20 protein-coding genes are annotated in these 22,153 nt (G+C 66.6%); 19 read left to right on the top strand and 1 reads right to left on the bottom strand.

The genetic code is table 11. The annotated features are described in order from the left end of the window. Positions 1-10: 10 nt before the first annotated feature. From flgG to flaF, 19 genes are all read left to right on the top strand, one after another. The gene (gene flgG, locus KP003_RS17965; protein WP_216789481.1) at positions 11-799 is read left to right on the top strand and encodes a flagellar basal-body rod protein FlgG; all 789 of its coding nucleotides are present in this window, start codon (positions 11-13) and stop codon (positions 797-799) included. 6 nt (positions 800-805) lie between these two features. Next, positions 806-1,525, top strand: a complete 720-nt coding sequence (gene flgA / locus KP003_RS17960) for a flagellar basal body P-ring formation chaperone FlgA (RefSeq protein WP_216499758.1) — start codon at positions 806-808, stop codon at positions 1,523-1,525. Positions 1,526-1,558: 33 nt separating this feature from the next. Continuing rightward, positions 1,559-2,227, top strand: a complete 669-nt coding sequence (locus tag KP003_RS17955; protein WP_407931689.1) for a flagellar basal body L-ring protein FlgH — start codon at positions 1,559-1,561, stop codon at positions 2,225-2,227. Between the two features lie 92 nt (positions 2,228-2,319). Further along, positions 2,320-3,411 carry a flagellar basal body P-ring protein FlgI gene (locus KP003_RS17950; RefSeq protein WP_216499807.1) on the top strand — a complete coding sequence of 364 codons (1,092 nt, stop codon included), beginning with the start codon at positions 2,320-2,322 and terminating at the stop codon, positions 3,409-3,411. Between the two features lie 13 nt (positions 3,412-3,424). Then, a complete protein-coding gene (locus KP003_RS17945) occupies positions 3,425-3,766 on the top strand; it encodes a rod-binding protein (protein ID WP_216499756.1) in 342 nt (113 codons plus the stop codon). Then, positions 3,756-4,058 carry a flagellar biosynthesis anti-sigma factor FlgM gene (flgM, locus tag KP003_RS17940; RefSeq protein ID WP_217300057.1) on the top strand — a complete coding sequence of 101 codons (303 nt, stop codon included), beginning with the start codon at positions 3,756-3,758 and terminating at the stop codon, positions 4,056-4,058. Before KP003_RS17945 ends, flgM begins: the two co-directional genes overlap by 11 nt. Before the next feature lie 10 nt (positions 4,059-4,068). Next, complete coding sequence (locus KP003_RS17935; protein WP_216499754.1) at positions 4,069-4,569, top strand: flagellar protein FlgN; 501 nt, start codon at positions 4,069-4,071, stop codon at positions 4,567-4,569. 1 nt (position 4,570) lies between these two features. Beyond that, a complete protein-coding gene (flgK, locus tag KP003_RS17930) occupies positions 4,571-6,016 on the top strand; it encodes a flagellar hook-associated protein FlgK (RefSeq protein ID WP_217300056.1) in 1,446 nt (481 codons plus the stop codon). A 10-nt stretch (positions 6,017-6,026) separates the two neighbouring features. Beyond that, entirely contained in the window at positions 6,027-6,947 is a 921-nt protein-coding gene (flgL, locus tag KP003_RS17925) for a flagellar hook-associated protein FlgL (RefSeq protein WP_216499752.1), read from the top strand. 160 nt (positions 6,948-7,107) lie between these two features. Next, positions 7,108-7,365: a flagellar FlbD family protein gene (locus KP003_RS17920; protein ID WP_216499751.1), complete on the top strand. Its 258-nt coding sequence runs from the start codon at positions 7,108-7,110 to the stop codon at positions 7,363-7,365. A gap of 39 nt (positions 7,366-7,404) precedes the next feature. Next, positions 7,405-8,169, top strand: coding sequence for a flagellar motor protein (locus KP003_RS17915; RefSeq protein ID WP_216499750.1), 765 nt, complete (start codon positions 7,405-7,407; stop codon positions 8,167-8,169). Next, the gene (locus KP003_RS17910; RefSeq protein WP_216499749.1) at positions 8,170-8,943 is read left to right on the top strand and encodes an OmpA/MotB family protein; all 774 of its coding nucleotides are present in this window, start codon (positions 8,170-8,172) and stop codon (positions 8,941-8,943) included. Between the two features lie 227 nt (positions 8,944-9,170). Then, positions 9,171-10,223 (top strand): glycosyltransferase family 4 protein, encoded by a 1,053-nt coding sequence (locus KP003_RS17905; RefSeq protein WP_216499748.1) that lies wholly within the window; start codon positions 9,171-9,173, stop codon positions 10,221-10,223. A 4-nt stretch (positions 10,224-10,227) separates the two neighbouring features. Further along, entirely contained in the window at positions 10,228-14,568 is a 4,341-nt protein-coding gene (locus tag KP003_RS17900) for a tetratricopeptide repeat protein (RefSeq protein ID WP_217300055.1), read from the top strand. A gap of 3 nt (positions 14,569-14,571) precedes the next feature. Next, positions 14,572-17,544 carry a tetratricopeptide repeat protein gene (locus KP003_RS17895; protein ID WP_217300054.1) on the top strand — a complete coding sequence of 991 codons (2,973 nt, stop codon included), beginning with the start codon at positions 14,572-14,574 and terminating at the stop codon, positions 17,542-17,544. 220 nt (positions 17,545-17,764) lie between these two features. Beyond that, a complete protein-coding gene (locus KP003_RS17890) occupies positions 17,765-18,583 on the top strand; it encodes a flagellin N-terminal helical domain-containing protein (RefSeq protein ID WP_216499745.1) in 819 nt (272 codons plus the stop codon). A 59-nt stretch (positions 18,584-18,642) separates the two neighbouring features. After that, positions 18,643-19,383: a hypothetical protein gene (locus KP003_RS17885; protein WP_217300053.1), complete on the top strand. Its 741-nt coding sequence runs from the start codon at positions 18,643-18,645 to the stop codon at positions 19,381-19,383. A 5-nt stretch (positions 19,384-19,388) separates the two neighbouring features. Continuing rightward, positions 19,389-19,778, top strand: coding sequence for a flagellar biosynthesis repressor FlbT (locus KP003_RS17880; protein WP_216499743.1), 390 nt, complete (start codon positions 19,389-19,391; stop codon positions 19,776-19,778). After that, positions 19,768-20,157 (top strand): flagellar biosynthesis regulator FlaF, encoded by a 390-nt coding sequence (flaF, locus tag KP003_RS17875; RefSeq protein WP_216499742.1) that lies wholly within the window; start codon positions 19,768-19,770, stop codon positions 20,155-20,157. The genes KP003_RS17880 and flaF overlap by 11 nt, the downstream gene beginning before the upstream one ends. A gap of 216 nt (positions 20,158-20,373) precedes the next feature. Here flaF and KP003_RS17870 read toward each other — a convergent pair whose 3' ends face one another. Then, positions 20,374-22,152 (bottom strand): O-linked N-acetylglucosamine transferase, SPINDLY family protein, encoded by a 1,779-nt coding sequence (locus tag KP003_RS17870; RefSeq protein WP_217300052.1) that lies wholly within the window; start codon positions 22,150-22,152, stop codon positions 20,374-20,376. Between the last annotated feature and the right edge of the window lies 1 nt (position 22,153).

Raw genomic sequence — 22,153 nt, 5'->3', positions numbered from 1 at the left:
GGAGATTGCAATGATCAGAGCACTTTGGACCGCCGCATCAGGGATGCAGGCTCAGCAGCTCAACATAGACGTGGTGGCCAACAACCTGGCCAACTCCAGCACCACCGGCTTCAAGAAAAGCCGCGCCGACTTCCAGGACCTCATGTACCAGACCGAGAAGACCACCGGCGCCCCGGCCACCAACACCACCACCATCCCGACCGGCATCCAGGTCGGCCTCGGCGTCCGCCCCGGCTCGGTGAGCAAGATCTTCACCACCGGTACCATGGTGCACACCGGCAACGAACTGGACGTGGCCATCGAGGGTGACGGCTTCATCCAGGTGCAGCAGTCCGACGGCACCACCGCCTACACCCGCGCCGGCTCCTTGAAAAAGGACGGGCAGGGTAGGGTGGTCACCCCGGACGGACAGCCCATCGTCCCGGAAATCGTCATCCCCAGCAACGCCACCAGCATCAACATCGGAAGCGACGGCACCGTGTCGGTCCAGCAGGCGGGACAGACGGCCTCCACCACGGTGGGGACCATCCAGCTCGCCTCCTTCACCAACCCCGCCGGCCTGAACGCCATCGGCAAGAACCTCTTCCTCCCGACCGACTCCTCGGGTAACGCCACCACCGGCACCGCGGGGCAGAACGGGCTGGGGACCCTGGAGCAGGGATACATCGAGCAGAGCAACGTGAGCGTCATGGAAGAGATGGTGAGCATGATCGTCTCCCAGCGCGCCTACGAGATCAACTCCAAGGCGATCCAGGCCTCGGACGAAATGCTGCAGCAGGCCGCTGCACTCAAGAGGTAACCCCTGATGCGAGCGTTTTTGCTGGCTCTCGCGCTCCTTGCCCTGCCGCTGTCAGGGTTCGCCCAGGCGGCGGGCCCCGCCGCGGTCAACGTGGTGAGCGAGGCGACCGTCAAGGCGGCCATCAAGGACTACCTGGTGCAGAAGGCGGCTCCCTTGAACGCCGACATAACGGTCAAGAAGATCAACTACCAGGGGGACCTGAAGCTCCCCGCCGGGAAGGTGACCTTCGACGTGGTGGCCCCGGAGCGCTGGGAAGGGTACGGCCCCGCCTCGGTGGCCCTCATGGTGCGGGTCGATGACCAGGTGAAGAAAAACCAGACCGTGCTGGTCGAGGTAGAGGCGCTGGCCGAGATGGTGGTCGCCGCACGCACCCTGGAGCGGGGCGAGGTGCTCTCCGCCTCCGACCTCGCCATCGTGAAGCGGGACCTGGCCCAGGTGCAGGGGCGTTACTTCAACAACATCGACGAGGCGGTGGGGCTGAGGGTGAAAAGCACGCTCAGGGCCAACGCCCCGGTAAGAAAGGACAACCTGGAGAAGGTGCCCATCGTCAAGAGCGGTCAGGTGGTGACCATCGTGGCCGAGAACGACGTGGTGCGCATCACTGCGACGGGGCGGGCCAAGGGGGCCGGCGCTTCGGGCGACCTGATCACGGTGCAGAACCTCTCCTCGCAGAAGGAGATCGCGGCGCGGGTGGTCGACGCGACCACGGTAAAGGTGGATTTTTAGATGGACCGCAAGAAAGGCAACAGCTCGACCATAGTGAAGGCGGCGGCCCTGTGCCTGCCGCTGTTCTGGCTTTCGGCCTGCGCGCACCAGAGCGCCGAAGTGGCGACTCCCGCCTTCGACGAGCAGATCCCGGCGCCGCAGATGAACTACGCCTCGGGGTCGCTGTGGCAGGCCTCCTCCACGGGGCTCGCCGAAGACATGAAAGCGAGAAGGCGCGGTGACATCATCACCGTGGTGATCTCCGAGAACGCAAGCGCCAGCAAGAAGGCCGCCACCGGGACATCGCGCGACTCCTCGATCAGTGCCGGCATACCGAACCTGCTCGGCCTGGAGAAGACGCCCATCAAGAGCTGGGCCGACCTCGCCAGCCTCCTGAGCGCGAGCTACGGCTCCAAGTTCGACGGCGCAGGCTCCACCTCCCGGCAGGAGACCCTGCAGGCGACCATCTCCGCCAAGGTGGTGGACGTGATCCCCAACGGCAACATGCTCATCGAGGGGAGGCGTAACGTCAGGGTGAACAACGAGGACCAGATCATCGTGCTGACCGGCACGGTGCGCGGGCGCGACGTCAGCACCGACAACACCGTCAACTCGGCGCTCATCGCCGACGCCAGGATCTCGTATTCCGGCAAGGGGATCATCTCGGACCGCCAGAAACCGGGGTGGCTGATGAACGTGCTGGACAAGGTCTGGCCGTTCTAGGCGGACGGCGTGTTCGGGAATTGACGGTTTGCCGTCAAAATCCCGACGCGGCGGCCGAAAAGGGTTAGGTGAAACGCTTGAAAATTAACGTTATTTCAAAAAGCTCGCTGGCACTGCTCATTCTTTTGCTGCTGCCCCAGTTTGCGCTGGGGGCGCGCATCAAGGACATCGCCGCGTTCGACGGCGTGCGCGAGAACCAGTTGATCGGCTACGGCCTCGTGGTCGGTCTGAACGGCAGCGGCGACTCCGACCAGACCAAGTTCCCGGTGCAGTCCCTGGTGGGCGCCCTGGAGCGGCTGGGGCTCACGGTGAACCGCGCCGACATCACGGTGAAGAACGTGGCCGCCGTCATGGTGACCGCCGAACTTCCCCCCTTCGCCAAGCAGGGGAACAAGCTCGACGTGCTGGTCTCCTCGATGGGGGACGCCAAGAGCCTCGCCGGCGGCACGCTCATGATGGCGCCCCTGAAAGGGGCCGACGGCCAGGTCTACGCGGTGGCCCAGGGGGCGGTCCTCACCAACTCCTTCTCCTACGGCGGGCAGGCCACCACCGCGGTGAAGAACCATCCCACCGCCGGCACCGTCCCCGAGGGGGCGCTGGTGGAGCGGGAGCTCCCCAACGTGCTGGCCAACCGCCCGGTGCTGAAGCTGAACCTGCACCAGTCCGACTTTACCACCGCCGCCAGGGTCGCCGCCGCCATCAACGGCCGCTTCCAGGGGGCGGCTTCGCTGACCGATCCGGGGAGCGTGCAGATCAGCATCCCGGGCGAGTACCAGAACCGGGTGGTGGAGTTCGTGGCCGACCTGGAGCGGCTCGAGGTTAACCCGGACGTGATGGCCAAGGTGGTCATGAACGAGCGCACCGGCACCATCGTCATGGGCGAGAACGTGCGCATCTCGACGGTGGCCGTATCCCATGGCAACCTGACCGTGGTGGTCAAGGAGACCCCGAAGGTCTCCCAGCCCGCCCCCTTTGCCAAGACCGGCACCACCACCGTGGTCCCGAGGACCGATTTGAAGGTCTCCGAGGAGAAGGTGAACCTCTCGCTGGTGCGGGAAGGGGCGAACCTGGGCGAGGTGGTGCGGGGGCTCAACACCCTCGGGGTCACCCCCAGGGACCTCCTCGGCATCATGCAGGCCATCAAGGCCGCCGGCGCGCTCAACGCCGAGCTGAGCGTGATGTAGGCAAGGAGCGGCCATGGACGTGAAGCCGATACCGGACAACGCGCTGCCGGTCACCGACCTGAAGGTGCAGAAGAGGCGCCAGGAGCAGAACCCGGAGCAGATCAAGAAGGTGGCGCGCGAGTTCGAAACGATGTTCGTCAGCATGATGCTGAAGTCTATGCGGGACACGGTGGGGAAGGACACCCTGACCGGCGGGGGGAAAGGCGAAGAGACCTTCCGTTCCCTGCTGGACCAGGAATACGCCAATGCCGCGGTGCAGGGGGGCGGCATAGGACTGGCACAGACCATAGAGAGGGAGCTGTCGCGCGCTTACGGCACGCCGGTTCCGGCTAAGGGGGTGCGGGATGCGGATTGAAGGTTCGGCTTACGTCGTCGACCTGAACCGATCGCAGCAGGTCCGTAACGAGGCGCAGCAGACGCAGGGCGTCCAGGGGAGCCGGCCGGCCGGCCGGGTGATCCCGTTCGACCGGGTGGAGATCTCGTCCCAGGCAAGGGAGTTGCAGAAACTCAAATCCGAGGTGGCGGCCATGCCCGACGTGAGGCTGGACCGGGTGGCGCTGGCCAAGCAGAACCTGCAAAACGGCGCCTACCGTGTGGAGGCGTCGACCCTGGCCCAAAAGATGATGGACGCGTACAAGTCGCGTTAAGGGGGAATAGATGGATCGTAACGTAGTCGAACTGATAGCTGCCCTGTGCGAGAAGGGGGTGCTCCTGGACCAGATGCAGGCGCTTTTGCAGGAAGAGCAGGAGTGCATGGTATCCCTGGATATGGCGAAGCTGGAGGAGAACCAGCAGGAGATCACCGCGGGGATGGAGCGCCTGGCCAGGCTCTCCGGGCAGTGCCAGCAGATGATCGCCGCCCTCGGCGCCGACCTCGGCATGCCGGGCAACAGTACGCTGTCGCCCATCATCGAGCGGCTCTCCGCACCGGAAAAGCAGGCGCTCAAGGAGGCGCAGGAGTCGGTCACCGGCAACGCCCGCGCCCTGCAGGGTGCGCTCGCGCTGCACAGGAGGCTGGTCGAGGACTCCCTGAACGTGGTGGGACGCTCGGTGAACTTCTTCAACCGTCTTTTCAACCCCAGCCAGACCTACGGGGGGGCGGGGGCCTTCGTGAACGCCGGGCGCGGCACCAGCGGCTTCGTCAGCAAGGAGATCTAGCATGGGCATCAACACCCTCTTCGACATAGCCTCTTCCGGCATCACGGCGCAGCGCCTGGCCATGGAGGTCACCGGCGAGAACATCTCCAACGTGAACACCGAGGGGTATTCTCGCCAGCGGGTGATCATGGAGAACAAGCCGGTCGGCACCTCCAACGGCTTCGCCCTGGGGACGGGGGTGGAGATCGCGGCGGTGCAGCGCAGCTACGACAACATGCTGCAGCTGCAGCTCGTGAACGCCAACAGCACCTACCAGGAAGGGCTGGCGCAGCAGTCGGCGCTGGAGCAGATCGAGCCGAGCTTCAACTCGCTCACCTCGGACGGCCTCGGGACCGCGGTCGCCAATCTGTTCGGCGCCTTCCAGGACCTCTCGGTCAACCCCTCCGGCGCCGCCGAGCGCCAGGCCGTGTTGACCCGGGCCCAGATCGCCGTCGACAGCTTCCACCAGGCCGATTCCGCGCTCGCCTCGGTGGCCTCGACCGCGGACGCCAACCTGGTCGGCATCACCGCCGAGGTGACCGACAACGCACGCAACCTCGCGCTGGTGAACCAGCAGATCATGGCCACCAGCGCGGTCGGGGGGAACCCCAATGAACTGCTGGACCAGCGGGATCTCCTGCTCAGAAAGCTCTCGGAGCAGACCGGCATCAGCTACAGCATCGCCAGCGACAACACCGCCTCGGTGACCCTGGCCGGCGGGGCGCAGCTCGTCTCCAGCACCAGGTACGCGACGCTCTACACCAACGCGACCGGCTCGCCGGCGACCAACGACATCATGGTCTCCGGGCTTGGCAACCCGCCCCCGGCCAACGCACCCGGCACCGACACCCTGGTGGGGACCGTCGGGGACGGCGCCACCGTCGGCGGCAAGCTCGGCGGCACCATGGAGGTGCGCGACAGCATCGTCCCGAAGTACCGCTCCCTCCTGGACGAGATGGCCAACCAGGTGGTCACCCAGGTGAACACGGTGCACAAGGCGGGGTACGCCCTCGACGGCACTACCAACAACAACTTCTTCGACCCGGCCGGCGTCACTGCGGGGAGCATCGCGCTCGACTCAGGGATCTCGGCGGTGAAGATCGCGGCGGCCCTGCCGACCGCGACCGACCTGGCGCCGACCAGCAGCGGCAACAACGTGAACGCCGTGAAGCTCGCCAACCTCGGCAGCACCAGCTTCGCGTTCAGCACGGGAAACGCCACTTTAGGCAACTTCTACAACTCCGTGGTCTCCCAGGTCGGCGTCGACACCGAGGGGACCCAGAACGTCACCTCCCAGAACGCGGCCTTCCTGAAGCAGCTGAACTCGCTCAGGTCCTCCAACTCCGAGGTCTCCCTGGACGAGGAGCTCCTGAACCTGACCAAGTACCAGCGCGCCTTCCAGGGCGCCTCCAAGGTGGTCAACGCGGGGACCGACATGCTGGACACCATCCTGAACATGGTCCGATAGGAGAGATGCTATGAGAATCACCCCCGGCATGAGCGCCGACAACGCCATTTACAACCTGCAGCAGGGGCGCACCGCGATCGACCAGCTCCAGGAACAGATCGCCTCGGGCTACAACATCAACCGCCCGAGCGATGATCCCCTTTCCACCAGGCAGCTCCTGGACCTGCAGGAGCAGATCGCCTCGGGGGACCAGTACAGCTCCAACATCACCAAGGCCGAGACGCTCCTGAACGTTACCAACACCTCGCTCTCCAGCATGTCGGACCTGATGCAGCAGGTGAAGAAGATCGCCGGGGACATGGTGGCAGGAACTCTGGACGCCGCCGGCACCGCGAGTGCGGTGACCAACCTGACCCAGCTCAAAAGCCAGCTGGTCGACATGGGGAACACCCGGCTGGGCGACCAGTACGTCTTCGGCGGCTTCTCCACCAGCCAGCCCTTCAGCTCCCTCGGCGTCTTCAGCGGCACCACCGATATCCCGCAGGTCGAGATCGCCCCGAACAGCACCGTGGGGACCACGGTATCGGGCGCCGACCTCCTGCTTGGCGGCAAACCGCAGGCTGCGGTGGGGAGCGGGGCCACCGCGGGGCAGGGGCCGGTCAACATCCTCGGTTCCATCGATGCCCTGATCCTCGCCATCAACAACAAGGACAGCGCGGGGATCCTGGACGGGGTCAAGAACGTGAAGGCCGGCGCGGACCAGATCACCGTTGCGCAGAGCGACGTCGCCGGGCGCCTGGTGCGCCTGGACAACATGAAGAGCATGATCGCCAACAACCAGAACACGCTGAAGACGGTCTTCGGAGACATCCAGAACGTGGACTACGCCAAGGCCGGGGTGGTGCTTTCCCAGCAGACCACCGCCTTCAACGCGGCGCTGTCGGCCACCTCCAAGCTGAGCCAGCTCTCGCTTTTGGACTACATGAAGTAGCATCCGCCGCGTACCCCCGCGTCACCAAGGGCCGTGTGAGCTGGCCAGGCTCGCACGGCCTTTTCAGTTTCTTTTTTGACGAAGGGCGGTGATAGCGCTAAAGCTTTCGGTGCAGCATCCGAAAAACAAACTATCTGCCGCAATCCGCAGGGGGAACCACATGATCAAGGTGACAACACGAGACGGCACCGAGATGTACCTGAACCCGGACCTGATAGAGATCATCACGGAGACCCCGGACACGCACATCACCCTTTCCAACGGTAACCGTTACCTGGTGCTGGAGCCGGCACGGGTGGTGATCAGCCGGATCGTCAACTTCAAGGCGCACCTGTTCCGGCAGGCCTCCTTCAGCGTGCCCCGGCGTTACCTGCGCAAAGGCGATGCGGAAGGCTACTACCCCAACTGCAGAATCTAACCGCCCGCAAGGGAGCGTTTTCGGGATCCAGGAATATTTATGGATTTATCGACCATAATCGGAATCACCCTGGGGCTCTTCGCCGTGTTCGGCGGCGCGGCCCTGGAAGGGCTGCACATGTCGGCGTTGATACAGCCGACGGCGGCCATTATCGTGCTCGGCGGCACCGCGGCGGCGACCATCGTCAGTTTTCCGCTGCCGATCCTGATGGCCGCGGTCAAGGACCTGAAGAAGGTCTTCATGCCCCCCAAGGAAGACCCCGAGGCGGTGATCAAGAACATCATCAACTACGCGGCCAAGGCGCGCAGAAACGGCCTCATTTCGCTGGAGCAGGAAGCGCAGACGGTCAAGGATTCTTTCACCAAGAAGGGGATCTCCCTGGTGGTGGACGGCATCGACCCGCAGAAGCTGCGTGAGACCATGGAGATCGAGCTCGGCTCCTTCGAGTCTCACGGCAAGCACAGCGCCGAGGTCTTCGAGTCCGCCGGCGGTTTCGCCCCCACCATCGGCATCATCGGCGCCGTCCTCGGCCTGATCCACGTCATGAGCAACCTTTCCGACCCCTCAAAGCTGGGGGGAGGCATCGCCGTCGCATTCGTGGCAACCATCTACGGCCTGATGACCGCCAACATCTTCTGCATCCCCTTCGGCACCAAGCTGAAGATCCGCCTGAAGGAGGAGCTCTTGCAGAAGGAGATGGTGATCGAGGGGCTGATCGCCATCCAAAACGGCGAGAACCCCCACTTCATCGAGCAGAAGCTCAGGGCCTACCTGCATGACGGTGGAGAGAAGAAGGGGAAGTAAATGGCTAAGAAAAAGGCCCAGCACGAAAAAGAGCCCAACCACGAGCGCTGGCTGGTATCCTACGCCGACTTCATCACGCTCTTGTTCGCCGTGTTCGTGACGCTCTACGCCATGAGCCAGACCGACAAGAAGAAGGCCGAGGAGGTGCTGGCCTCCATGCGCGAGTCCTTCGGCTACAGCACCACCTCCGCCGGCGCCAAGCCCACCGTGATCGACGCCGGTTCCATGAGCGTGATCCCCTCCATCCACAAGGTGACCCAGGCCCCGAAGCGGGCCACCTCCAGCAGGACCCGCGGCAGCGAGCAGGACTTCAGGGCCACCAAGGCCTCCATCGAGGCGTACCTCATGAAGGCGGGGGCGCAGAACAAGGTCTCCGTATCGGTGACCCAGCGCGGCCTGGTGGTGAGTCTGAAAGAAGCCGGGTTCTTCGACAGCGGGAGCGCCACCCTGAAGCAGAGCTCCCTGACCCTGTTGAAGGACGTGGTCGCCTCCCTGGCCAGCTATTCCAACTCCGTGCGGGTTGAAGGGCACACCGACAACGTCCCGATCAGCTCCGCCGCCTTCCCGTCCAACTGGGAACTTTCCACCGCGCGCGCCACCAACGTGCTGCAGTATCTCACCAAGCAGGAAGACTTCGACCCCGCCCGGATCTCGGCGGCAGGTTACGGGGAGTACCGTCCCGTCGCCGACAACAGCGACGAAGACGGGCGCGCCAAGAACCGCCGCGTCGACATCGTCCTCCTCTCCGAGCAGAGCGAGCGCAACGAGCCGTAGCCGGCTCGGCCGCCTGCGTCCGACCCGTCCTACCCTCCGACTGGCCAGACTGGTCAGACTCGTCAGACTGCGTCGAACCGACATGCTGCCGTCAAAGAAATGACCCACCCCCGCCTCGCTCCGGCAAACCCACATCTTTACAACTGCTTAGCCGCGGACTGTTCCCTCTGGTACGGTAGTTGCTGACGCGTAATGGTCGACCCATCACGACTGAGAGGTTTTTACCCATGAGAGTATCCATGCCTAGCGGCTCCATGCATGGCTGGGGCATCGCCGGCGCCTACCTGGAGCGCGAGATCGCCAAGCTCCCCCCGGTGCCGGGGGTGACGCTGCACTGCATGTCGCAGAACCTCGCACCGCTCAACCCAGAGGCCTGGGACAGCATCAATATCGGCTACTGCTTCTTCGAAAACAGCATCGAGATCCTCAACTTCACCCGCCCGGCAGCGCGGCGGTGGGATTTCATCGTGGCGGGCTCCAAGTGGTGCGAATACCTGCTGCGGATCGGCGGGGTGAAAAACTGCTGCACCATCCTCCAGGGGGTCGACCCGGAACGCTTCTACCCGCTTCCGCTCCCGCCGGACGACCGTTTCGTGGTCTTCTCGGGGGGCAAATTCGAACTCAGGAAAGGGCAGGACCTCGTCATCGCGGCCATGAAGGTGATGATGCAGCGGCACCGCGACGTCTACCTCTCCTGCAGCTGGGCCAACCAGTGGCCCTTCTCCCTGCTCACCATGGAGAACTCCCCATTCATCACCTACCGGCACGACGAGACGGACTTCCTGAGCTTGCCGGGACGGTGCGCCCTGGAGAACGGGCTCGACCCGGCGCGCACGATGGCGCATCCGCTGGTGCACAACGAAGCCATCAGGGAGGTCTTTGCCGGCACGCACCTCGGGCTCTTCCCGAACCGCTGCGAGGGAGGGAACAACATGGTGATGTGCGAGTACATGGCCTGCGGCAGGACCGTGATCGCCTCGGACAGCAGCGGCCACGCGGACGTGATCAACCCCGCCATCGCCTATCCGCTCACCAGCTACCGCCCCATGGTGGTGGCAAACGGCGGCGTGCAGACCGGGGTGTGGGAGGAGCCGGTCCTGGAAGAGGTCATCGAGATGCTGGAACGGGTCTACCGTAACCGGGACGAGCTCCCGGGGAAAGGGGCGCTGGCCGCGGAGGAGATGCGCAGGCTCACCTGGGACGGCGCGGCGCGCCAGTTCCACTACCTGGCCACCAAACTTGCCAACCGGGCTGAGCTGGCCCGGATGCAGGGTGCTTAGTCCCATGGCGGCAGATCCCGGCACGGCGCAGGAGTTCGCCCGCGCCCTCGAGTTGCAGCGCGCCGGTCGCCTCCAGGAGGCGGAGCCGATCTACCGCAGGTTGGCCCAGGCCGGAGGGGGGCGCGCCGCGGGGGGGCTCGCCGCGGACGTGCTCATCAACCTGGGCGCGCTCCTGGACGAGACCGGGCGCCACGAGGAGGCGCTCGAGGAGTACCGCAGGGCGCTCTCCCTGAGGGACGGGGACCCCATGGCCCTGAACAACATGGGGTCATCCCTGTTCAAGCTGGGGCGCTTCGCCGAGGCCGCCGACCTGTTCCGCCTGGCGTTGCAAAAGGCTCCGGACGCCCCGGAACCGGCTATCGCCCTGGGAGGGGCCCTGCAGCGGGCAGGCGACGTCCAGGGGGCCATCGCCTGTTTCCGCGACCTGGTGCGGCGCCGCCCCGACTGCGCCGACGCGCACTGGAACCTCGCCCTGGCCCTGATCATGTCCGGGGAGTTCCGGGAGGGGTGGGCCGAGTACCAGTGGCGCTGGAAACGGGACGCCTTCACCTCGCCGCTCCGCGGCTTCCATGCCCCCGCCTGGGACGGCGCCCCGCTTGACGGCAGGCGCATCCTGGTGCACGGCGAGCAGGGGTTAGGGGACACCATCCAGTTCGCCCGCTACCTCCCCATGGTGGCGCAGCAGGGGGGCGTCGTGATCGCCGAATGCCAGTCTGCCGCGCTGGTCCCGCTTCTGCGCGGCATGCCCGGGGTGGCCGAGGTATGCGTCATGGGAGAGCCGCTCCCCCCCTTCGACCTGGAGGTTCCCCTCCTTTCCCTGCCGCACCTGTTCGACACCACGATCGACACCGTCCCCAACCGGGTTCCCTACCTCGCACCCCCGCCCGGGCGCCTCGTGCTCTGGCAGGCCAAGCTCTCCAGGGACGCCGGCTTCAAGGTGGGGCTGGTCTGGGCCGGCAAGGCCGTCCCAGATCCCTTCCGTTCCTGCTCCCTCGCGGCCCTGGCGCCGCTCTTCGGGATCCCGGGGGCGAGCCTCTACTCGCTGCAGGTCGGCGAGGGGGCGGCGCGGCCGGGAGAGTGTCCGAACCTCATCGACCTCACCCATTCCATCCGCGATTTCGGCGACACCGCCGCCCTGGTCGCCCAGCTCGACCTGGTCATCTCCATCGACACCTCGGTGGCGCACCTGGCCGGCGCCCTGGGGAAGCCGGTCTGGCTGCTGCTCCCCATGGCGGGGGATTACCGCTGGCTTTGCGGGCGCGACGATTCTCCCTGGTACCCGACCATGCGCCTTTTGAGGCAGCAGCGCCAGGGGGAGTGGGGGGAGGTGGTGGAGCGGCTGCGTGCGCTGCTGTCCGACGCTGTCTGGGACCACCTGCAACGGCGGCTCTCCTCGCGTCCCTTCGAGGGGGGAAGCCATCACCTGTGCGGCGCCTTCCTGGCCGCCGCGGGGAGGCCGCGCGAGGCGACGGCGCGCTTCACCAAGGCGGCGCAGCTTCTCCCCGACCGTTGGGAGCCGCAGTACGCCCTGGCCCAGGCGCTGCAGCAGATGGGGCGCTTCCCCGAGGCGGAGGCGAGCATCGAGGCGGCCCTCGCCCTGGCGGACGGGCTTCCCCACCTGCACGAGGCCCTGGGAATCGTGAAACAGGTGCGCGGCGACCTGGAAGGGGCGCTGCCATGCTACCGCAGGGCACTGGAGCTTGACCCCTCCCTGCAGAAGGCGCGCTACAACCTGGCCACCGCGTGCAAGGACCTGGGGCGCTTCCAGGAGGCGCTCTCCGAGTTCCGGGAGGTGGTGCGCCGCTTCCCCGACTACGCCGACGCCCATTGGAACCTGGCGGTGCTCCTGCTCATGACCGGGGAGCTCCCGCAGGGGTGGCGCGAATTTTCCTGGCGCTTTAAAAAGAGCAGTTCGGCGCCGCTGCGCAGGTGGCAGGAACACCCCGCCTGGGACGGCGCGCCGCTCTCCGGCAGGACCATCCTCCTCTACGGGGAGCAGGGGGCGGGGGATACGCTCCAGTTCGTGCGCTACGCGCCGCTGGTGGCCGGGCGCGGCGGACGCGTGCTGGTCGAGGTGCAGTCTGCGGGGCTCGTGGAACTGGTGCGCGGCGTGGCCGGGGTCGACGAGGTCTTCGCCTGCGGCGACAGCATCCCCCCCTTCGAGCTGCAGGCCTCGCTCATGGACCTGCCCGGCATCTTCGGCACCGACCTGGCCGGCATCCCGGCCCGGGTGCCGTACCTGGAGACGGATCCTGCGCGCCGGGAAGCCTGCGCCACCCTCTTCCCCGCCGACGGCACCCTGCGGGTGGGGCTTGCCTGGCAGGGGAACCCCGCGCACCCAAACGACCCGAACCGCTCCCTCCCCCCGGAGCGGCTGGCGCGGCTGGCCGCGGTCCCCGGGGTGAGCTTCTACTCGCTGCAGCTGGGCGCCCGGGGCGACCTTGCCGCGCTCCTTCCCATGATCGATCTTGCACCGAACATCGGCGATTACGCGGACACCGCGGCCCTGGCGAGCCGTCTCGACCTGGTGCTCTCGGTGGACACCTCGGTGGCACACCTGGCCGGCGCGCTGGGGCTCCCGGTCTGGCTCCTGGTTCCCTTCGTCCCCGACTGGCGCTGGCTGCTGGACCGCGACGACACCCCCTGGTACCCCACCATGCGCCTGTTCCGGCAGCGTTCGCGGGGCGACTGGGACGGCGTGCTGCAGCGGGTGGCGCAGGCGCTGGACCAACTGGCGCAGTCAAAAAACGGGCGGACGGCGCCCCAGGAGGACCCGGTGCGGCAGGCCGAGCGCTACAACGACGAGGGGTGCACCCTGGACGGCGCCGGCAGGCAGGAGGAGGCGATCGAGCGCTACCGCGAGGCGATCGCACTGCATCCCGACTTTGTGGCACCGCACTACAACATGGGGAACAGCCTCTACACCCTGGGGCGGCACGCGGAGGCGGTCGACTGCTACCGGCGCGCCCTGGCCGTCGACCCGAACCTGGCGCAGGGGTGGCACAACCTGGCACTGGCGCTCAAGGAGCAAGGGGAGCTCGAGGCGGCGCTGCACGCCCTGAAGCGCGCGGTCTCGGTCGCCCCGGACTACCTGGAGGCCCGGCACAACCTGGGCGAGTTGTACCACGCCCTGGGGGATCTCGACCTGGCCCAGGCGACCTTCCGTGGCATCCTGGCCGCCGACCCCGGCTACCTCCCCTCCTGGAACGCTCTCGGGATTGCCCTGCAGGTGCAGGAGCGCCTGGAGGAGGCGGCGCAGTGTTACCGCAGGGCGCTGGCTTTGAACCCCGATTACCTGCACGCGCTCAACAACCTGGGCTCGGTGAGCCGCGCCCTGGGCGAGGTCGATGAGGCGGTCCGGTGTTACCGGAAGGTCCTGGCGCTCGATCCCGGTTACGCGGATGCACACTGGAACCTTGCCCTCGTGCAGCTGCAACTGGGTCAATATCGCGAGGGGTGGCAGGGGTACGAGTGGCGCTTCGCCAAGGTCGACCCCATCCCGCGCCTGGAGCTCCCGCGTCCGCTGTGGGACGGCTCCCCCCTGAAGGGGAAGACCATCCTGCTCCACGCCGAGCAGGGCTTCGGCGACACCTTCCAGTTCGTGCGCTACGCGCCGCTTTTGGCGGCACAGGGGGCGACCGTCCTGCTGCAGTGCCAGGCCAAGCCGATAGCGGCGGTGCTCGCCACGGTGCCCGGCGTCTCCCGGGTGTTGGTGCGCGGCGAGAGGCTCCCGGAGTTCGACTGCCACGCGCCCCTCATGAGCCTGCCGTACCTGTGCGGCACGCTCTTGGAGACCATCCCGGCGCAGATCCCCTACCTCGCCGCGGACCCGGCCCTGGTGGAGCGCTGGCACCCCGCGCTCCCGGGGGAGGGTTTCCGGGTCGGACTGGTGTGGGCCGGGAGGAAGAGCTACAAGGACGACCTGAAGCGCTCGCTCACCCTCTCGCTCTTCGCTCCGCTGGCGCGGGTCCCCGGAGTCCGTTTCTGCGCGCTGCAGGTGGGGGACGGGGCGGAACAGGCCGCGACCCCGCCGCCGGGGATGGAGCTTACCGACCTCGGTTCCGGGATCAAGAGCTTCGCCGACACCGCCGCCATCCTCACCCAGCTCGACCTGGTCATCTCGGCGGACACCGCCGTGGCCCACCTGGCCGGGGGGCTCGGCGTGCCGGTCTGGGTGCTCCTCCCCATGGCGTGCGACTGGCGCTGGCTCATGCAGCGCGAGGATTCCCCCTGGTACCCGAGCGCCCGGCTCTTCCGCCAGCGGTACCGCGGCGACTGGGGCGAGGTGCTGGAGCGGGTGGCGCGGCAGCTGGCCCTGCTCGCAGGACGAAAAGGAGAACGATAGCCGATGCATCGCTTTGACGAACTGAACCGGGCGCTGGCGGAAAACCGCGTGGAACAGGCCCGGGAACTCTGCCGGGGGCTGTTGCGGGACGAGCCGGACAACGTCGACCTGCTCACCCTCTCGGGCGCCCTGGCGCGCCTTTGCGGGGATGTCGCCGAGGCCTTCGAGAGCTTCTCGCGGGCGGCCCTCCTCGACCCCTCGCAGGCGGAGCTGAGCAACAACCTCGGGGTGGTCCTTGAGGACCTCGGGCGCTACCAGGAGGCGGCCGGATGTTACCGCCGGGCCCTGGAGCTGAAGGCCGACTACCCGGAGGCCCTGGGCAACCTGGGGAACGCGCTCCTCAAGCTGGAGCGCCACGACGAGGCCGTGGCCCGTTTCTGCGACGCCATCGCCCTCGATCCCGGCTACACCGGTGCCTATTACCACCTTGGGCACGCCCTGCGCGCTCAGGGGGAGTGGGAGGGGGCGGCGCGCTGCTACCAGAAGGTGGTCGAGCTGCAGCCGGACCACCTGAAGGGGTGGGTGAACCTCGGCGGCTCGCTGCTCGCCCTGAACCGTTTCGACGAGGCGCTTTCCGCCCAGCGCGAAGCGCTCGCCCTCGATCCGGAGAGCGTCGACGCCCACTGGAACCTCGCCCTCACCCTCCTTGCCGTGGGGGATTACCGGGAGGGGTGGCGCGAGTACCAGTGGCGCCTGAAGGATGCCGCGGGCGCCTTCTCCGACGAGTTCCTGGGGCGGCGCATGTGGGACGGCGCACCCCTTTCCGGGCGGACCCTCCTGGTGCGCGCCGAGCAGGGGTTCGGCGACGCCATCCAGTTCTTCCGCTACGCCCGGCTCCTGGCGCGCCGGGGAGAGCGGGTGGTGCTCGAGTGCCGTCGCGAACTGCTGCCGCTGTTCGCAGCGCAGGGGGAGGAGATCGCACTCTGCGCCGCAGGGGACGAACCTCCACCCTTTGACACCTTCGCCTACCTGATGAGCCTGCCGCACCTCGTCGGGACCACGCTGGAGAACATCCCCCCACAGGCCCCCCCGCTCAAGGCAGACCCGGCCCTCAGCACCAAGTGGCGCGGCCTGGTCCCGGCCGGGGGGGACCTCAAGGTCGGGGTGGTCTGGGCCGGTAGCGCCGGCTACAAGCGGGACCGCTACCGCTCGCTCCCGGCGGGCGTCCTGGCCCCGCTCGCGTCCCTGCCGGGTATCACCCTTTACAACCTGCAACTGGGGGGCTGCGCCGAGGACCTGGCCGCGTTGCGCGGGGAGGGGGCGCTCGTCGACCTCACCGGGGAGATCGGGGACTTCGCCGACACCGCGGCCCTCATCGACAACCTCGACCTGGTGGTCTCGGTGGACACGGCCGTGGCGCACCTGGCTGCGGCGATGGGGAAGCCGGTGCACCTCATGCTCCCCTTCTCCTGCGACTGGCGCTGGCTGCACGGCCGCACCGACTCCCCCTGGTACCCGAGCGTCACCCTCCACCGCCAGGAGGTTCCCGGACAGTGGCAATCGGTGGTCGAGGCGGTGGCTCGCCGGATCGCCCCGCTCCCCGAGGCGTCCCGGCAGGACCCGAACCTGTTGTTCCAAGAGGCGAACCGCCTCAGGGGCGAGGGGGACCTAAGTGGCGCCATAAACATGTACCGCGCCCTGCTGGCCCGGCTCCCCGACTGCGCCGAGATCTACAACAACCTGGGGCTCGCCCTGCAGGACCAGGGGGGGGCGGCGGAGGCGGAGGCGAGCTACCGGCGCGCCCTGGAGTTGAAGCCGCACCTGGCAGACGCCTACAACAACCTGGGGACGCTGCTGATCGGCCGCGCGGAGCACGACGAGGCCGAGCCGCTGTTCCGGCGCGCCGTCGAGCTCGACCCCGGGTACCTTCCCGCCTACGTGAACCTCGGTTCCTGCCTGCAGGTGCTGGAGCAGCCGGCGCAGGCGGTGGAACTGTACCGGCGCGCCATCGCCCTCGACCCGGGCTACTTCGAGGCGCGCATCAACCTCGGGACCGCCTACCAGGACCTGATGCAGCCGCTCCGGGCCATCGACACCTATGAGGAACTGCTGCGCCTGGCGCCTGAGCACCCCGAGGCGCACTGGAACCTGGCACTGAGCCTCCTTTCGGTGGGGGAGTTCGAGCGGGGGTGGCGCGAATACGAGTGGCGCCTGGCCGGCTGCGAGCCGGAGCTCCCCCTCCCGGTCTGGCGTGGCGAGGAGCTCGCCGGGCGGACCATCCTGCTCCAGTGCGAGCAGGGGCTTGGCGACACGCTGCAGTTCATCCGCTACGCGCCGCTGGTGGCGCAGAGGGGGGGGAAGGTGGTGGTGCGCTGCCAGGCGGCCGGGCTCAAGCCGCTTCTCTGCCGCGTTCCCGGGGTCGCCGCGGTCTGCGCGCCGGGAGAGGAACTTCCCCCCTGCGACTGCCAGGTGCAGCTCCTGAGCCTGCCGCACCTCTTCGGGACCACCCTGGAGCGGATGCCCCCCTGGCGCCCCTACCTCTACGCCGAGGAACGGCGCTCCTCGCTCTGGAGCCTCATGCTGGAGGAGGGGGACACGCTCAAGGTCGGGCTGGTCTGGCGCGGCGGCCCCCTTCCCAGGAACCGCGCCTGCCCGTTCAAGGAGTTCGCCCCTCTCGCCGATATGTCGGGTGTGCTCTTTTATTCCCTGCAACTTGGCGACACCCCGGATCCCGGCGTCCTCCCCGCCGTCGACCTCGCGCCGCAGATCGGGGACTTCGGCGACACCGCCGCCATCCTCGCCGGACTCGACCTGCTGGTGACGGTGGACACGGCGGCTGCCCACCTGGCCGGGGGGATGGGGGTGCCGGTCTGGCTCCTCCTGCCGTACGCCTGCGACTGGCGCTGGTTCGCCGACCGCGAGGACTCGCCCTGGTACCCGACCATGAGAATCTTCCGGCAGGAGCGCCCGGGGGACTGGGCTGGGGTGATGACCCGGGTCAGGGAGGAGGTGGAGCAACGTTTGAATAGCCAATAATTTGACAAAAATAATCGTAAGGTGGTGCTTTTCCCTTAAAGTTTTGGGCCCGCCGTGTCGATATTCTTTACAAAAGCGCAGGACGCGCCGGCGATGAGGGGGTGAACTTCATCAGTTATTCGCCGTGAGGCAGGATGCCAGACAGTAAAGAACGTAGCGGATCGACACGGTTTTCAACCCGGCAAGAATGCCGGCAAACACCCAGAAAAGGAGAAGTACCATGGCAACTAGCGACATCTCTCTCACCGCAGGCATGAGGACCAACCTTCTCAACCTCCAATCGACCAGCAAGCTCCTGAACAGGACCCAGGAAAGGCTCTCTTCCGGCAAGCAGGTCAACAGCGCCCTCGACAACCCGACCAACTACTTCGCAGCCCAGAACGCCAACCAGCGCGCCAGCGACCTTGCCGACCGCAAGGACGGCATGTCCGAGGCGGTCCAGACCGTTTCGGCAGCCAACGCAGGTATCACCGCGATCACCGGCCTGATCAACGCCGCCAAAGGTATCGCACAGTCGGCTCTCTCCACCAGCGACACCTCCACCAGGTCCAAGCTGGCGACCCAGTACGACACCATCCGCAGCCAGGTCAACAACATCTCCTCCGACTCCGGTTACCGCGGCCTCAACCTGCTGAGCTCCACCAACACCCTGACCGTCAACTTCAACGAGGATGCAAGCTCCAGCCTCAACGTCGTGGGCTTCCTGGCCAATGCAGGCGGTCTGAGCCTCAGCGGCGCCAGCAACAGCTGGTCCGCGAACTCCGACATCACCACCGACACGGCGAAGATGGATACCGCGATCTCGACCCTGAGGTCCAACACCCAGACCCTGGCGGCGAACCTGAACATCATCACCACCCGTCAGAACTTCACCGACTCGATGATCAGTACGCTGCAGACCGGTGCTGACAACCTGACCCTGGCCGACATGAACCAGGAAGGCGCCAACATGCTGATGCTGCAGACCCGTCAGAGCTTGGGCACCACCTCGCTCTCCATGTCGTCTCAGGCAGCTCAGGCAGTCCTCAGGCTGTTCTAACCCTAGCTTTGCGGAGCGGGGTAACCCGCTCCGCAATCCCTCTTCACTGGGGGTAGCGTATGTTGATCGATCGATTGCAAGCCGAGAGCGTTCCCCTCCCGCCTGCCTCCCAACCCAACTCCCCCTCCAGCTCTGTCCAAATTCCCCAGTTCGAAAAACAAAAGCCCGAAGAGCCGCAAATCGTAGACCAGGTGCTCGTCTCGGCGCAGGGGGACGGCAGGCTGGCAGGCATTCGTCTGCAAAACGAGCGGCAAAACAGCGCCGCCGCCGCTATCAGGGAGAGCGACAAGGCGGCCCAGGATCTGGGTCAAAAGATTGACAAGCTGAAGGAGCCTCTGGAAACGATAGTGAAGAATTTCCCTCCCTTCGCACCGCAAGACAAGGAAAGGGTGAAGCTGCTGCGGACCTACACGGCGCTCCGTAAGGAGATCGACCAGCTCACCTTCCCTCCTCCTCCATCCGTTGTCGAGGACCGCAAGCCGGTGGCGCTTCCCGCACCGCTCGGTATGAACGCGGACGACAGTCAAATTGCTGACCACGTGGACAAACTTGACGCGACGGCGCAGTCGCTGCAGACGATGCGTGCCGCCATAGCCGCCGATACGGCTGCTTTTCTGGGCAACGGGCGCTTCGCCGCCATGTTCTCCGCCCCCAAGGGCGCGGAAACACGGTCTTTCGAGCCCATCGCCAGCGAATCGCGCGCGGCTGAAAAAAGTGTCGAGATTGGCCAGCAATTTGCAGAATCGGTTACTCAGGGGGTGACGCTACAGCACCCTCAATTCCTGAAAGGGTTGAGCTAACCGACATGTCCCTGAAAATTACCTTGAAGAGCAACGAGCGGCTGATCGTGGGCGGCGCCGTGGTCAAAAACGGCGGCAAGGGGACGGTTCTTTTCATCGAGAATACGGTCCCCATACTGCGCGAAAAGGACATCCTGGGCGAGAAGGACATCGACACGCCCTGCAAACGGGTCTATTTCACCATCCAGCTCATGTACATCGACGAGCCCAACGTCCCGAACTACGTCAAGGCGTACTCGGAACAGGCCGCCGAGATACTGAAGGCTGCCCCCAGCACCAGGACCTACATCGAGCAGTTGAATGAACGGATCGAGGCCGGGAACTACTACCAGGCTCTCAAACTTGCGAAGAATCTCATCGAGTACGAAGAGGAGCTACTGAAAAATGCAAACTAACAACGCGATCAAGGAGTACGTCGGTATCCAGAAGGAGAGCATGTCCGGGCGCGAGCTGGAGGCCTCAGTGCTGACCAAGGCGGGGCTGATGCTGAAGGCCGTCCAGGAGAACTGGGATGCCCCGGACCGCGAAGCCAAGATGCTGGATGCGATAAAGTACAACCAGAAGGTCTGGAGCTTCTTCCAGGCCGAGCTGACCGAGCCGAACCACCCGATGCCCAAGAAGCTCAGGGAGGACCTGTTGAACCTGAGTCTGTTCGTGGACAAGAGGTTCTTCGAGGTGATGGCTTTCCCCACCCCGGAAAAACTCTCCATCGTCATCGACATCAACTTCAACATCGCCGCGGGTTTGAGGACCAACCCCGAGACCGCAGGTTAGTGGCAGGAGCTGCTCTTCGAGGGGGATTGCCGCACAGCGGTCCCCCTCGATGACGCGCCGCTTTCCCCCCCGTCACGATTGCAGCCGACCGGCTGCCTCCTCACCTGAATGAATAGCGATGTCGGCCCGAGCCCGATGCGCCCGAACCGTCGCGCCGAGCGCCGCTTTCTCTCGCCTGACCAGCGCCGTCTCCCTCCGAAACCCGAAAATTCTTTTCTAGCCACGCCTGCGCGAGGTGGCCCGTAGTTCCGCCAGCACCGCTTCCAGTTCCCGCGTCACCCCAACCGCGTCCAGAAGAGGCGAACGCAGCAGCCTCTCCCGGGCACCGCCCCGGAATTCCCGCAGCGTGGCCCGGTCCCCGGCCACCTGGCGCGCCATGTCGAGGTATGCCGCCTCGCTGGTGGTCACCAGGTCGGCCAGCCCGCAGTTGGTCAAAAGGCTCGCGCCGGTGCGCGAACAGTGGCGCTCGCCGGAGAGGGAGATCACCGGGACCCCCATCCAGAGCGCTTCGCAGGTCGTGGTGGTGCCGTTGTAGGGGAAGGTGTCCAGCGCTATGTCGACGCGCTGGTACTGTTCCAGGTGCTCCCGGGTGCCGGGCTGGCCCGGATCGAGCTCCAGCTGTCGCGCCGCCACGCCATGCTCCGCGAACCCGGCCAGGATGCGGCGACGCACCCCGTCATCCGCCAGCGGTTTCGCCTTCAAAAGCAGGCGCGAGCCGTCGACCTCACGCAGCAGGCGGCTCCAGATCGCGATCATTTCAGGGGTGACCTTGGAGAGGTTGTTGAACGAGCCGAAGGTGATGCCGCCGTTTGCGCCGCACGGGGGCGGGACCAGTTCCGGGGCTTCGACCGGGGGGAGGTAGCAGCAGAAGGAGCGGGGTAGCCGCAGCAGCCGCTCGCTGTGCCAGCGGTCCGCGGCTCCGGGTGGGTCGGCCAGCGCGTCGGTGATCCGGTAGTCCAGCGCCCGCAGACCGGTGGTGTCGGGGTAGCCGATCCAGGTGACCTGTATCGGCGCGGGACGGTGGCAGAAGACGGGCAGCCGGCTGCCGGAGGTGTGCCCGGCCAGGTCGAACAGGATGTCGATGCCGTCGCGGGCGATGAGCGCCGCGGCGTTGTGGTCGGCCATGCCGTGGATGTCGCGCCACTGCTCGGTGAGCCCCATCAGGCGCCGCGTGGTCGGGTCGGGAGTCGGAACGTTGGCGTAGCAGAAGATCTCGAAGCGGTCGCGGTCGTGCTCGCGCAGCACCGGCTCGATGAAGCTCGCCACGGCGTGTCCCCGGAAGTCGGGGGAGAGGTAGCCGACCCTGATGCGGCCGCCGGGGGTGGGGCGCGCTGGGGGCTCCTGCCGGGGGGGGCGGAAGGGGCGGCTGCGTGCCGCCTTCAGGTGCTCGGCGTAGATCTCGCGCCGGCTCGACTGCGGCGAGTAGTGCAGGGCGAAGAGGAGGTTCTGCCGGGCGTCCAGGTGGTCCGGGTCGAGGCGCAGCGTCTCCCGGTAGGCGGCCACCGCCTCCAGGCTCCTCCCCTGCGCGTGCAGCACGTTGGCGAGGTTGTAGTTGAGGCGCACCGAGCCGGGGGCGAGGTCGATCCCGGCGCGCAGGATCAGCTCGGCTTCGCCAAAGCGCAGCGCCTCCTTCAAGAGCAGGGCGAGGTTGATGCGCGCCTCGCTGAAGCGGGGATCGATCCTCAGCGCCTCGGCGAAGGCCGCCGCCGCCTGTTCGAGCTCCCCCTGTTGCCGCAGCGCGCCCCCCAGGGCGTTCAGGACCCTGGTGTTCTCAGGCTCCAGCGCAAGCGTTCGGGCCAGCAGTTCGGCCGCCTCCTGCGGCAAACCGTCCTCCCCTTTCAGCACCGCGAGCAGGTAAAAGGCGCCGGTGCAGGGGGGCTCCTGCCGCACCAGCTCCTCGAGCCGGGCGCGCGCCTCCTCCTGCATCCCCTTGCGCAAGAGGAGCTCCACGTATTTGAGCTGCGCCTGGCTTTGTGCCGCCTGCTCCGGGTTCATG

This window comes from Geomonas diazotrophica, assembly GCF_019063885.1.
GTDB classification, from domain to species: domain Bacteria; phylum Desulfobacterota; class Desulfuromonadia; order Geobacterales; family Geobacteraceae; genus Geomonas; species Geomonas diazotrophica.
This window is presented reverse-complemented; position numbering and strand designations above follow the sequence as displayed.